The 13,426-nt window shown below is 45.4% G+C and carries 12 protein-coding genes; 7 read left to right on the plus strand and 5 right to left on the minus strand.

All coding sequences use genetic code 11. The annotated features are described in order from the left end of the window. Both LAY57_RS32835 and LAY57_RS32840 read left to right on the plus strand, forming a co-directional pair. Nucleotides 1–2,159 (plus strand): ATP-binding protein (locus tag LAY57_RS32835; RefSeq protein WP_249071389.1); only part of this gene is annotated, 2,159 nt, incomplete at its 5' end. A 133-nt stretch (nt 2,160–2,292) separates the two neighbouring features. After that, a complete protein-coding gene (locus LAY57_RS32840; RefSeq protein WP_249071390.1) occupies nt 2,293–4,149 on the plus strand; it encodes a two-component system response regulator in 1,857 nt (618 codons plus the stop codon). A gap of 17 nt (nt 4,150–4,166) precedes the next feature. Here the strand turns inward: LAY57_RS32840 and LAY57_RS32845 are convergent, their stop codons facing one another. Both LAY57_RS32845 and LAY57_RS32850 read right to left on the minus strand, forming a co-directional pair. After that, nucleotides 4,167–4,757 (minus strand): nucleotidyltransferase family protein, encoded by a 591-nt coding sequence (locus tag LAY57_RS32845; protein ID WP_249071391.1) that lies wholly within the window; start codon nt 4,755–4,757, stop codon nt 4,167–4,169. 72 nt (nt 4,758–4,829) lie between these two features. Beyond that, the gene (locus LAY57_RS32850; RefSeq protein ID WP_249071392.1) at nt 4,830–5,966 is read right to left on the minus strand and encodes a sensor histidine kinase; all 1,137 of its coding nucleotides are present in this window, start codon (nt 5,964–5,966) and stop codon (nt 4,830–4,832) included. A gap of 885 nt (nt 5,967–6,851) precedes the next feature. Here LAY57_RS32850 and LAY57_RS32855 point away from each other — a divergent pair. Continuing rightward, on the plus strand, nt 6,852–7,544 hold the full coding sequence (locus LAY57_RS32855; protein ID WP_249071393.1) for a PEP-CTERM sorting domain-containing protein: 693 nt from the start codon (nt 6,852–6,854) through the stop codon (nt 7,542–7,544). A 248-nt stretch (nt 7,545–7,792) separates the two neighbouring features. Here LAY57_RS32855 and LAY57_RS32860 read toward each other — a convergent pair whose 3' ends face one another. From LAY57_RS32860 to LAY57_RS32870, 3 genes are all read right to left on the minus strand, one after another. Next, nucleotides 7,793–8,437: a Uma2 family endonuclease gene (locus LAY57_RS32860; protein WP_249071394.1), complete on the minus strand. Its 645-nt coding sequence runs from the start codon at nt 8,435–8,437 to the stop codon at nt 7,793–7,795. 433 nt (nt 8,438–8,870) lie between these two features. After that, nucleotides 8,871–9,056 (minus strand): DUF29 family protein, encoded by a 186-nt coding sequence (locus tag LAY57_RS32865; RefSeq protein ID WP_249071395.1) that lies wholly within the window; start codon nt 9,054–9,056, stop codon nt 8,871–8,873. Further along, nucleotides 9,026–9,634 carry a Uma2 family endonuclease gene (locus tag LAY57_RS32870; RefSeq protein WP_249071396.1) on the minus strand — a complete coding sequence of 203 codons (609 nt, stop codon included), beginning with the start codon at nt 9,632–9,634 and terminating at the stop codon, nt 9,026–9,028. The genes LAY57_RS32865 and LAY57_RS32870 overlap by 31 nt, the downstream gene beginning before the upstream one ends. Before the next feature lie 5 nt (nt 9,635–9,639). Between LAY57_RS32870 and LAY57_RS32875 the strand changes: the two genes are divergently transcribed. From LAY57_RS32875 to hpsE, 4 genes are all read left to right on the plus strand, one after another. After that, nucleotides 9,640–9,789: a hypothetical protein gene (locus LAY57_RS32875; RefSeq protein ID WP_249071397.1), complete on the plus strand. Its 150-nt coding sequence runs from the start codon at nt 9,640–9,642 to the stop codon at nt 9,787–9,789. Between the two features lie 34 nt (nt 9,790–9,823). Beyond that, the gene (gene atpD, locus LAY57_RS32880) at nt 9,824–11,278 is read left to right on the plus strand and encodes a F0F1 ATP synthase subunit beta (RefSeq protein WP_249071398.1); all 1,455 of its coding nucleotides are present in this window, start codon (nt 9,824–9,826) and stop codon (nt 11,276–11,278) included. Between the two features lie 118 nt (nt 11,279–11,396). Beyond that, nucleotides 11,397–11,813: an ATP synthase F1 subunit epsilon gene (gene atpC / locus LAY57_RS32885; RefSeq protein WP_249071399.1), complete on the plus strand. Its 417-nt coding sequence runs from the start codon at nt 11,397–11,399 to the stop codon at nt 11,811–11,813. A 551-nt stretch (nt 11,814–12,364) separates the two neighbouring features. Beyond that, on the plus strand, nt 12,365–13,393 hold the full coding sequence (gene hpsE, locus LAY57_RS32890) for a hormogonium polysaccharide biosynthesis glycosyltransferase HpsE (RefSeq protein ID WP_249071400.1): 1,029 nt from the start codon (nt 12,365–12,367) through the stop codon (nt 13,391–13,393). The last annotated feature ends 33 nt before the right edge of the window (nt 13,394–13,426 follow it).

Consider the following 13,426-nt stretch of genomic DNA (forward strand, 5'->3'; position numbering starts at 1 on the left):
CCACTCTCCCACTCTCCCACTCCCCCCCTCTCCCACTCTCCCACTGCCCCCCTCCCCCACTCCCCCACTCCCCCACTCAGCACCCAGCACTCAGCACTCAGCACTCAAGACTCTGGGGACTGCTAATTGCCCACGACTGTCGAGGTGCGAGGGAGTGGCACTCATCAGAGATAGAATCTCTCAAACAGTTATGCGTGCAACTAGCGATCGCCATCCAGCAATGCACCCTGTTTGAACAAGCCAAAACTGAAATTGCCGATCGCAAACAAGCAGAAGAAAAACTGCGGCAGAGCGAACAGCGTTTTCGCGATGTATCCGAAGCAGTTGGAGAATATCTATGGGAAATGGATACCAACGCCATCTACACCTTCGTTACCGATCGAGTAAAATCGATTAAAAGATATTCACCGCCACAATTAATCGGACGTGCGCCGATTGAATTCATGCCTCAAGAAGACAGAGAAAAATTTAACAAGATATTGCGCGACGCCGCTACAACAAAAAGCACCTTTAAAGTAGAACACCGTCATATCACCCCCACAGGCAAGATTATTTGGGAAGAAATAAGTGGCATTCCACTGCTGGACTGTAACAGTAATGTTGTCGGTTTCCGTGGTGCCGGACTAAACATCACAGAGCGCAAGCAGGCAGAAGAAGTACTGCAAAAAGCCAAAGAAGCTGCCGATACCGCCAATCGCGCCAAAAGCGAATTCCTCGCCAATATGAGCCACGAATTGCGGACGCCACTAAATGCCATCCTGGGCTTTACGCAAATAATGAACCGCGACTCATCCCTCAACCCAGAGCAGCAAGAACATCTGAGAATCATCAATCGCAGTGGCGAGCATTTGCTATCATTAATCAACGACATTTTAGAAATGTCCAAAATAGAAGCTGGCCGGACAACCTTAAATGAAAAAAGCTTTGACTTAATTCGCCTGCTCAACATCCTGTCAGAAATGTTGCGATTAAAAGCCTCCAATAAAGGCTTAAAACTCATAATTGAATATAGCCCGGAAATCCCTCAATATGTGCGAACCGACGAGATTAAATTGCGACAAGTTTTGATTAACCTGTTGGGGAATGCCATCAAATTTACCGAAGCCGGTGGTGTAACGCTTCGCGTGTCATCGGTCATTAGTCCTTCGTCATTAGTAAAAGAATTGGCACAAATGACCGATGACCAAGGACAAATAACAATTTTGTTTGAAGTAGAAGATACTGGCCCCGGCATTGCCCCAGAAGAGATAACCCAGTTATTTCAAGCTTTTGGACAAACAGAAACTGGTCGAAAGTCTCAACAAGGAACCGGACTGGGTTTAGCCATCAGCAAAAAATTTGTGCAACTTATGGGAGGAGATATCACCATTAGCAGTGTAGTGGGTATAGGAACAAAATTTACATTTAATATCCAGAGCCGTTTAGCTCAATTCCAAGAAGTTCAGACGATTCAAGAAACCCGCAAGGTAATTGGTTTAGCGCCCAACCAACCTGAATATCGTATCTTGGTGGTTGAAGATGTCAAAGTCAGCCGCATCCTATTAGTCAAACTGCTGGCTTCGGTTGGCTTCTTCGTGCGCGAAGCCGCCGACGGTTATGAAGCAATTGCCCTGTGGTCAAGCTGGTCACCCCACCTAATTTTTATGGATATGCAGATGCCGAGTATGGACGGATATGAAGCCACCAAACGTATCAAAGCGCAATCGAAAGGTCAGGCGACACCGATTGTCGCCCTAACTACCAGTGCCTTTGAAGAGCAACGAAGGTCTGTTTTATCAGCAGGCTGCGATGACTTTATTCGCAAGCCTTTCCGAGAAGAAATAATCTTTGAAAAGATAGCTCAATATCTAGGGCTAAAGTATATCTACGAAGAGTCTTTGTCAGATGAAAGGCAGAAGGCAGAAGACTCAAAAGTAGATTCATCCTACCTTTCAGGAAATTCGCCCTACATCCTCGCGGTTTCATCCTTCCAAGATATCTCTGCTGAGTGGGTTGCCGCTTTACATCAAGCTGCGATCGAGGCAGATGGCGAGTTGATTTTCAGCCTTGCCGAGCAAATTACCAATTCAAATGCTATGCTGTTTAAGGCTTTGACGGATTTGGTTAATAGCTTTCAATTTGAAAAAATCACCTATGTAACAGAACAAATTATCAAATAAATAACTACAATTGTATGATCGATAAAATCTGGGTTTGAAAGAACAAAACCCAGATTAATCCGTTAAGTAAATTTTTTCATCCTCTCATCCAAAATTCAATGACTTTATCAGTAGGTAAAAGGTATATCATAAAATGATTAGCGATCGAGCATCTACACCAAAAGGCAATATTCTACTTGTTGACGACACGCCGGAGAATCTACACCTCTTATCGGAACTGTTGATAGATCAGGGCTATAAAGTTCGCTGCGTAATGAACGGGCAGACGGCATTGAAGGCAGCTAGGGCAAAAGCACCGGACTTGATTTTGCTCGACATCATGATGCCGCAGATGAATGGCTACGAGGTTTGCCAAATACTTAAAGCCGATCCCCAAACTAACGAAATTCCGGTGATTTTTTTGAGCGCTCTAGATGAGGTGTTAGACAAGGTAAGAGCTTTTAGTGTTGGGGGTGTAGATTACATTACCAAACCGTTTCAGTTTGAAGAAGTTTTAGTCCGCGTTAAAAATCAACTGGCTCTAAAGACAGCAGAAGTTAAAATTCTCCAACTCAACGCAGAACTTGAATTTAAGGTTAAAGAGCGCACCAATCAGCTCAAAGAGCGCTCTTTTGAACTGGAATTAGCAAATCAAGAACTTCAGCAGGAAATTGCCGAACGCAAGCTGCTCGAAAAGCAACTTTTGCATATAGCGCTGCACGACCCCCTGACTGGTTTGCCCAACCGGGCTTTGTTTATGGAGCGTTTGAAACAGGCTATTAAGCGTGCTAAGGAAGAATCGATTTATCAGTTTGCCGTTCTGTTTTTAGATTGCGATCGTTTTAAAATCGTCAATGATTCTCTCGGTCATTTAGTAGGAGACGAATTGCTGACTGCGATCGCCACTCGATTGCAAGCATTCCTCAAACCAGTTGATACCTTCGCGAGGTTAGGTGGCGATGAATTTACTCTTCTTGTAGAAGATATCAAAGATGCCAGCAACGTTACGGCGATCGCAGAGCGAATTCTTGGGGAACTATCTCGCCCTTTCTACTTGGATAAGCGCGAGGTATTTATGACTGCTAGTATTGGCATTGTGTTGGGAAATATTCGTTATAACCAGCCAGAACATTTACTGCGGGACGCCGATACGGCAATGTACCGCGCTAAGGCATCGGGCAAAGCTCGGTATCACGTTTTTGACCCAACCATGCACCAGGAAGCACTTGAGCTTTTACAGCTAGAAACTGACCTTCGTAGGGCGATCGAACGGCAAGAATTTGTCGTGTATTATCAGCCGATCGTAGCACTTGCCACGGGCAAAATTACTGGGTTTGAAGCCCTAGTGCGCTGGCAGCATCCTACTCGCGGTTTTGTTTCTCCAGGGGATTTCATTCCTGTGGCAGAAGAAACGGGTTTGATTACTTCTATTGGCACTTGGGTAATGCGATCGGCTTGCGAGCAGCTACGCATTTGGCAAGAACAAAAACTCGCTCAAGACTCTCTAACTATGAGCGTCAATCTTTCTGTACCGGAATTCTCACAACCCAATTTGATCGCTCATATCGACCAAATTCTCCACCAAACTCAACTAAGTCCCCAAAGTTTAAAACTAGAAATTACTGAAAGTGCAATAATGGACAAAGATGGCTCTGTTACGTCGATTCTCCAGCAACTTAGAAACCGTCAAATTGAGTTGAGTATTGATGATTTTGGAACTGGTTATTCCTCCCTGAGTTATTTGAATCGTCTGCCTGTTGATACGCTTAAGATTGACCGATCTTTTATTAATCCTATAGATAACAATCCTGAAAGTTTGGGACTTGTTCCTGCTATTATCAGCATTGCTCATACGCTGGGTATGAGTGCGATCGCAGAAGGCGTCGAAACCCCCCAACAGCTAGCCAAACTCAGAACGCTAAACTGTGGCTTCGGTCAGGGATACTTGTTCTCAAAACCATTGGATAGCAAATTGGTAGTAGACTTGCTCGCAGCAGATCCCCTGTATTGATATCGGTAAACCCTACCCTAGCTATACCCTTTGGCTTGTTCTACTGCTGTCCAGAGTTCGTTGTATTTTGCTTGAACTGATTCGTCAAGTTCTTCTGTAAGATTAGCAGGCAGTTGCAATTCTCGAATCAATTCAAGGACATCTGCCAAGTCTTTTAATCTGTCAGGCGCAGACATTCCAGATGCTAATTTGAGTTCAATCAATTTGTTTATGGCAATTACTTTTATGCCCTCCCTATCTACAGTGACTGTAGCCGGATTGGGAAAAGAAACAGACTTTGGTTTGCCATCTCCTGGAAATTCGCCTGTTATTAAAATTTCTACAGTTACGTTGGTGACTGTATCTCGAAAACTCCGACTTGCACCTGGAAAAGAAGGAACAAATCCTCTGCCTACTAGAAAACGACAAAATGCTTCGAGTCCTGACGAGCTTAGCAGTATATCTACATCTTGAGTTGCGCGAACGTAACCGTGTATAACTAAAGCCATTCCACCAATAATACAGTAATCAATTCCAGCCGATTCAAGCGCTTGTGCTAGTTTTCGTAGTGTTTGGTAAACTTTGCCCTGTTGCATAAAGAAAAGATCCAGTTCTAAAAGTATTTCCATTTTTAAATTTGGCTCTAGTTGAGTGCCGTTTAACTTTACTTTTTTTTATAAAATAACTCAAAAATACTAGCATCAAACATTACAAATCGTGAAGTAAAAAGTTGTTCCCACTCCGATCTGAGATTCTACCCAGATGCGACCTCCGTGGCGTTCAATAATCTTTTTGCAGATGCTCATCCCGATACCAGTACCGGGGTAGTCATTATAGGAGTGCAGGCGTTGAAAAATTTCAAAAATGCGCTCAAAGTTTTCGGTTTCTATTCCTATGCCATTGTCACGAACTGCTATAAGCCATTCATCGTTGTTTTTTGGTTGTGCCGTAATTTCGATCGCGGGGGGAACTCCGGGACGGCGAAACTTGATGGAATTGCTAATCAAGTTTTGGAATAGGCGCATCAGTTGCGTGCGATCGGCCCTGATTGTTGGCAGATCCGAATGGGTAATGCTTGCACCACTTGAGGAAATCTCCTCGCGCAAATTACTCAGCGCTTCTTCTAATACAGTTTTGCAATCAGTTGGATTAAACTCTTCAGTGCGCGTTCCTACCCTCGAATAGGCTAGCAATTCCTCGATTAGTTGCGTCATTCGCCATCCTGCATTCCCAATTCGATCGATGTATCGCTTAGCGTCGTCATCAAGATTGTTTTCGTATTTCAAGCCTAAAATACGGGCGTAGCCTACGATCGCCTGTAGGGGAGATTGCAAATCGTGGGAGGCGATGTAGGCAAATTGTTCTAATTCAGCATTGGAACGAGTCAGTTCTTCGTTCAATTTTTGCAACACTGCATTTTGCTCGGTGAGTTGGCGATGCTGCTGTTGGATAGTCAGTTGATTAGTCACGCGAACCAAAACTTCTTCAATTTGAAATGGTTTGGTTATATAGTCTACGCCACCAATGCTAAAAGCTTTTACTTTGTCCAACGCATCATCGAGAGCGCTGATAAAAATTACCGGTACTTCTCGTGTTTTCTCATCTGCTTTCAGCCGTTGACAAACTTCATAACCATCCATATTGGGCATCATAATGTCGAGTAAAATTAAATCTGGCAAGACTGTTTGACACGCAGTCAGAGCTATTTGCCCGTTTAATGCTTTGCGAACCTGATACCCATGCTTTGTGAGCATCGAGGATAAAACGCGCAGGTTATTGGGCCGATCGTCAACGACAAGAATGTTGCCTTTAGATGGCTGGTCTAACTTTTTGCTCATTGTTTGGGCAAGGCCGATCATAGCTGGAAATCACACCATATTTTTTTGATTATTATCTGTATTACGCAGCAAATATTCTGGCTTGTCATCGTCAATATTGTTTCTAGGAATGCCAACGAGTCTGTCAATTACGCTCTAGCGCCTACCCGACCTGAAGCTATAGCACACGCACCCTTACTCAAATAGTGTGTTATGCCGTCAGACTTTACCATATTCTCTCACTCAGAATTGTACTTACTCGGTTTCAAAGCCAGAAGCGCTGCGCTTGTGCCTTCCGCACTGATTTTGTTGGCCCAGAAACCCGGTTTCTTTCGCGTTGGCCCAGAAACCCGGTTTCTCGAAGAAACCCGGTTTCTTTCGCACCTACTTCGGTGCATGAAACATCAGTGCGGAGCTTCTATGTACCACCGAAATGCTAGAGCCTACGTATCCCTCCCCACACTGACGAAAGAACGTCGTAGATCGGCATCTTGCCGGAAATTCGCCTGTGGGTGACATTCACGTAAGTGTGAATGCACATAATTTGCATTTGTCAATACCTATTTGCCAAATTCATCGAGTCTTAGCACAACTTTTTACGTATTATGACGGATGAAAGCCTCTGAACATCAGTGTTTTGGCTGAGTTTTGAATCCTGTTAGCGATATTTTTATCTATCTTTAAATATATTTTTTTGATGAAGATTGGCTCAAAGTACTGACAGCGCTGATGCGGGTATGCGAATCTGTTTTCAGTGATGACACTCAGATGAGCGCGAAATTACCTAACTACAGAAAGTTTTACAGATATTGATGGGTAGTTTCTACTAATCCGAAGGTTTTCGCGAATCCTACTTCTAGAGTAATTCTCACTGTCAACCTTAATTTGTTTGGAGAGATCGGAAGAATGGCTACCTCAACTATGATGAAAAAGTTATCGATGGCATCTGCTAGTGCGGCACTTATCGCTGCTTTCCCAGCAACAGCAAACGCTGCTATCCTCTCCCACGTTCCAAATGACCGTGTTCCCCCGGTAGTCCAAAGCTTCCCCCTCGGAGCATTAGCATCAGGAGGAGAAGTAGGGGATGCGTTTATCGATTTTGGTGTTGATTATAGCTTCGGCGGCAAGGAGGGCATTTTTAACGATGGTGGCGTAGTGTCTTTCAGTGGGGTCAATAATAGTATTCTCGACCTTATTAGCCCAGTAGATGGCCGAATTGTTGTTGGGGGTACTAAGAACCAAGGTCTGACGAGTTTACTTAGTATTGAGGCTGGCCGTTCCGCTCCGGGAGATCTGCTGTTGGAAGCTTTCGACATTCAGGGAAAATTGCTAGCCTCAGTTTTTAATGGGCTCCCTTTGGGGTCTCATGGGCGAACGACAATGACAATAGACCGGGGGGGTGTTTTTGATATCGCCTTTTTTAAGGTCTCTACTCCTGTTGGAGATTATTTCGGAGTAAACCAGGTGGATCTGGAAGCGCCGGTGGTTGCTGCCGTTCCCGAACCCACTTCTACTTTAGGCTTGCTAGCGCTAGGTACTCTAGGTGCAGGTTCCATGCTCAAGCGCAAACAGCAACAAAAAGCGACAGTAAAAGCATAACTTAACAACCTAAACCGATTCAATAACAGAAGGTTAGGCTAACAGTTGTAATAAATCTGTCAAATCAAATTAAATCAAAATCCGTGTTTTTCCCAGTGGAAAGCGCGGCTATTTTTTTGGGGGAAGATGCAGTGGCGCTAGAAACCCGGTTTCTTTGAGAAACCGGGTTTCTGGGGTGTCTAACCAAAACCCTCTTTCTGATTAAAAATAATTACCAACACTTGACTTTAATTCCCCCCCCTCGCCTTTTAGGAGAGGGGGCTAGGGGGAGAGGTTCTTAAGTCGCGCAGCATTTTACTGGTGCCTTCATTAATCGCTTTTTGCACCAGTTGCGGAATAAGTTCGGTGAGGGGTAAGTCGGGAAAGGTGGGACTGATAGATGTTTCTGTGTAGCCTTGTAAGATAAGTAAGTAAATTTTTAGTTGCTGGTTACGGTAAATCCAAACTTCAGGAACGCCCATCGCTTCATAAGCATCCAAGGTAGTTCTAGAAGTAACATCCGCCTCTATTGCTAAATCTGGGGGTGGATACTGTTTTAAATCCAAGTTAGTACAACCTTGCATTAAGTCAGCATTTTGGATGTAGAAACAGGTATCGGGTTCAATTCCGGCAATTTCTGGACGTTTGAGCGTAGTTGAGCCAAAATCTTCCCAATTACGCCCCTGTATATCCAGAATCGTTTTCAAAATGTCAGCAATAATGCGGTGGGGACGTTCGTGCAAGGCTAGCGGGGACATAATTTCTAGGGTTCCTCGATAGTAGGTGATGCGGCTATTGCGTTTTTCTCCTAAGTCGATCAGAATTTGCTCGAAGTCTTGCCAGGAAAGGTTAGGGATAGTTATCTGGCTGCCTGGAGTGAGTTTAATCGTTTGAACGGGAACGGTTACGCTCATAGAAGTGCCTCCGTTAGTTCCTGGACTGTTTCTTTAATGTTGACACGCCAGTTGCCTTTGCACAACGAAATCAACTAGAGGCTTGAAGAAACCGGGTTTCTCAAAGAAACCCGGTTTCTCAAAGAAACCGGGTTTCTGAGGTGTGTGAGCAAAGAATCTAAAGTGCGATCGCGCTTTTATGATGGGTGTTCAAGAAACCCGGTTTCTCAAGCCTGACTGAGAAAGGTGCAAGATATGGGTCAGGGGATGCAAGTGCGATCGCTTTTTGGTGAAATGGATAAAATGCGATCGCGCAGCTTGTCGTGGGCAGATCGCACTTTTCCCAACTCCGATTATAATTAAGGATATTTTCCAGAATATTCTCTAGTGCGATCGCTCCCTAGTAGGTTGGTTTGAGGCACGAAACCCAATTTCTGTGCATTATCACAGGCAACTAAACTTCCTCCTGACTAACCAGCATCACGATAAAATCAGGATCGATCGCATCTTCAGGCAGAAAAGGAGCATCAGTTGGAAAAGTCTTAGCAGATAACTTAGTTTCGGTGCTGGCGGCGCGAACAGCTTTTAAGTAGCAATCGGAAAATATTTCTAGATAGTTCCCGGTTGTTCGCCCGCCCAAAGAACTTGCTCTGCTGTCAATTCTAATTCGGGAAAAGTGAGAGAGATAATTCGATCGTTGCCTGTAAACGAAGTCTTCTGATATTTTCCATCTATCAGCAACAGTACAGAAACCTTGGGAACTTTGGGCGGTTCTGGATCTTTGCTCAGAAAATCTACAATCCAGTATTCAGGAATTTGCAAACTCTCGTACTGTGCTTTTTTAGTTTCGTAATCGTCTTTCCAGTTAGTGCTGACTACTTCTACAACCAATTGAGCGGGTTTAGAACCAGACAGCGCCGCCGCACTAGACCAGTTTTGACGCCACTTAGCTTTGTCCACTACTATGACATCGGGTAATCTGCCTTGCCCTACTTCGATCGGTTTAACAGAACTCGTATGGGGGACTACATAGTTCAGTTTCAGGCGTTTAATTTCCACTGTAAACTGGAAAGCTAGTTCTCCTGTAACTTCTTCGTGTCGTCTTGATGGTTGCAACTCTACAATCTCCCCATCCACAAGTTCGTAGAGTCCTTCGCCGTCTGGATAGAGTTCGACATACTCCTCAAAGGTTAAGTGCTTAATAGTGGCGCGGGTCATCGCTAGTGTACCTTAATGAGTCTACAGTTATCCTAGCCCAGTCTGAAATTCCCAAGATCGCAGATACGCGATCGCACTCCTCATCTGCTTACGCCTCAACCCGTAGATCGATCGCGTTCGGTGGTAATCTGAAAAATGGCATTGCTAAATGTTAAAACCGTTTCCCGTATCTGAAAGATAGGCGTAAGCATGGTAGCCACCACAGACAATAAAAACGTTGGGCGCATTACCCAGATTATTGGCCCCGTTGTAGACGTTGAATTTTCCACCGGCAAAATGCCGCAGATTTACAACGCCATCAAGATTGAAGGCAAAAACGCCGCCGGACAAGAAATGTCCGTGACCTGCGAAGTACAGCAACTGCTGGGCGATAACCAGGTACGCGCCGTTTCGATGAGTACCACCGATGGGTTGGTGCGCGGTATGGAAGCAGTAGACTCCGGCGCACCCATCAGCGTACCAGTTGGTGCCGGTACATTGGGTCGGATTTTCAACGTCCTGGGCGAACCGATTGACAATCTCGGCCCAGTCAATACCACGGAAACTTTCCCCATCCACCGTCCTTCCCCCAAGATGACGGAATTGGAAACCAAACCGTCCGTATTTGAAACTGGCATCAAAGTGGTAGACCTGTTGGCCCCCTATCGTCGGGGTGGCAAGATTGGTCTGTTCGGCGGTGCTGGCGTGGGCAAAACCGTGATCATCCAAGAACTGATCAACAACATCGCCAAAGCTCACGGCGGTGTGTCCGTGTTTGGCGGTGTGGGCGAACGCACCCGCGAAGGTAATGACCTTTATAACGAATTCAAGGAATCCGGGGTCATTAACGAAAAAAATATCGGCGAATCGAAGGTGGCGCTGGTATACGGTCAGATGAACGAGCCACCGGGAGCCCGGATGCGCGTTGGTCTGTCTGCTCTGACAATGGCGGAATACTTCCGCGATGTCAACAAGCAAGACGTGCTGCTGTTCATCGACAACATCTTCCGCTTCGTGCAAGCTGGTTCTGAAGTATCCGCACTGTTGGGTCGGATGCCTTCCGCCGTGGGATATCAGCCCACTCTAGCTAGCGAAATGGGTGCTTTGCAAGAGCGGATCACCTCTACCCACGAAGGTTCGATCACTTCTATTCAAGCTGTGTACGTACCTGCGGACGATTTGACCGACCCCGCACCGGCTACTACCTTTGCTCACTTGGATGCTACCACGGTGCTATCTCGCGGTTTGGCGTCAAAGGGAATTTACCCAGCAGTTGACCCGCTGGATTCCACTTCCACCATGTTGCAATCGAGCGTTGTCGGTGAAGAACACTACAACACCGCCCGTGCTGTGCAATCCACGCTGCAACGCTATAAAGAACTGCAAGACATCATCGCCATTCTAGGTTTGGATGAATTGTCAGAAGACGATCGCATGACAGTGGCTCGTGCGCGTCGGATCGAGCGGTTCTTGTCCCAGCCGTTCTTTGTGGCAGAAGTGTTTACTGGCTCTCCCGGTAAGTACGTGAAGCTGGAAGAAACGATCAAAGGCTTCCAACGCATTCTCTCTGGGGAATTGGACGCTCTCCCGGAGCAGGCTTTCTATATGGTTGGTACGATCGAAGAAGCGATCGCCAAAGCCGAAAAGATCAAGTCTGGTAAGTAATCGAACTGTCAGTAGTCAGTAGTCAGTAGTCAGCGGTCAAGAAAAAACACAACTGACAACTGACAACTGACAACTGATAACTAACAACTGACAACTGACAACTGACAACTGACAACTTATGACTTTAACTGTTCGTGTAATTGCACCAGACAAAACAGTCTGGGATTCCCCAGCCCAGGAATTGATTCTGCCCAGCACAACCGGGCAATTGGGTATTCTGAGCGGACACGCACCACTTTTGACGGCTTTGGATATCGGTGTGATGCGAGTTCGCCCAGATAAAAATTGGGTAGCTATTGCTCTGATGGGCGGATTTGCAGAAGTGGAAAGCGATCGCGTCACCATTTTGGTTAACGGTGCCGAAAAGAGCGATACCATCAATCTGGAAGCCGCTCGCACCGCTTACAACCAAGCTCAAGAGCGCTATAACCAAGTTCAAAACAGCGAAAACCGTCAGGAAAAAATTCAGGCAACTCAAGCTTGGAAAAAGGCACGCGCCCGTTTTCAAGCTGCCGGTGGCATGGTGCAAGTTTAAATTTTGTAGGGTGGGCAGGGCCCATCCTACTTTACAGTTATAAAGAAAATACACATACAGCGGCTTGCGAGTGGGTGAGGCTTCCGTGAGCGTCAGCGTTCGACTGAGTTTCGACAAAGACTTCCGCGCTCACGCCGAAGTCCGAACGTCGAACGCTTGCCGAAGTGTCACGCCGAAGTCCGAACGGTACAGGTAAATTGTAGGGGCGGGCTTCGCCCCTACGCTATGAAGAAAATCATTTTAGTGTACCATCAGCGGCTGCAAGCCGCTGTATATATAAAGATTTGGTAAATATTTGCAACAAAGTGAGAAAAAGTACATCTATCGTGGGTAGTAATTTAGCAGAATAGGTAAGTTAAGTAGATCGTTTACGCACGCGACTCGACTTTGGGCCAGCTGACGGATAATACCAAATCCGGGTTGGTTACCCCATGAGAATTTTTGGCCTAAACATTGTAGAGACGTTTCATGAAACGTCTCTACAGCCTAGAGACATAACGTGGGTAATCGTTGCAGATTTGGTATAATTTGGAATCAAAGGCTTATAAGTTATGATAGATTTTACGGTAGCTATTCCCACCTATAATGGAGCCACCCGCTTACCTAAAGTTCTGGAGCGACTGCTAACCCAAATCGATACAAAACATTTCTCCTGGGAAATCATAGTTGTTGATAACAACAGTGAAGATAATACTGCAAAAGTTGTTCGAGAGTATCAAGCAAATTGGCCGCAAGTCTATCCGTTAAAATACGTATTTGAAGCCGAGCCCGGAGCTGCATTTGCCAGGAATAGAGCCGTAGAAGAAGCCAGAGGCAAATTGATTGGCTTTTTGGATGATGACAATTTACCGGAGCCTGACTGGGTAGCAGCTGCTTACGAGTTTGCACAAGCGCATCCAGAAGCGGGAGCTTATGGCAGCCAAATACACGGCTTATTTGAAGTCGAGCCACCCCATAATTTTAACAGAATTGCTAGTTTATTGGCAATAATTCAGCGAGGCCAAACGGCACATCGCTACGAACCGCGTCAAAAGATGCTACCGCCTGGAGCCGGTTTGGTAGTTCGCAGACAAGTTTGGCGCTTGAGCGTTCCCAAACATTTAGTGTTGAATAATAAGGGTAAAGAAGCAGGGTTAGCCAGCGAAGATTTAGAAGCTTTATTGTATATTCAGAAAGCGGGTTGGGAAATTTGGTATAACCCAAATATGCAAATTTACCACGATATACCGCGCTGGAGATTGGAAAAAAATTACCTGATATCTCTGGCTCGTTGTATTGGTTTAAGTCGCCATCAGTTGCGAATGGTGAGATTAAAGAATTGGCAAAAACCGTTCTTAATTCCTATTTACTTTGTCAATGATTTGCGTCGCTTAATAATGTACTGGATTAAATCTGGAGGTGTGGCGAAAAAAGATGCGATCGCAGCTTGCGAATTAGAGCTATTGCGGTGCAGTGTAATTAGTCCCTTCTTCCTTTGTAAAAAGCAATATTTAGACTCTAAAACCGCCTCAAAAATAACCAAAAAAAAGCTAGCTGACTTACAGATGAAAGAGCAGCCAGTATCAGGCAAATCAAGATAACCAAAAATTGAAGTCAATGCACTTTACCGTAGC

The organism is Argonema antarcticum A004/B2, assembly GCF_023333585.1.
In the GTDB taxonomy this organism is placed as follows: domain Bacteria; phylum Cyanobacteriota; class Cyanobacteriia; order Cyanobacteriales; family Aerosakkonemataceae; genus Argonema; species Argonema antarcticum.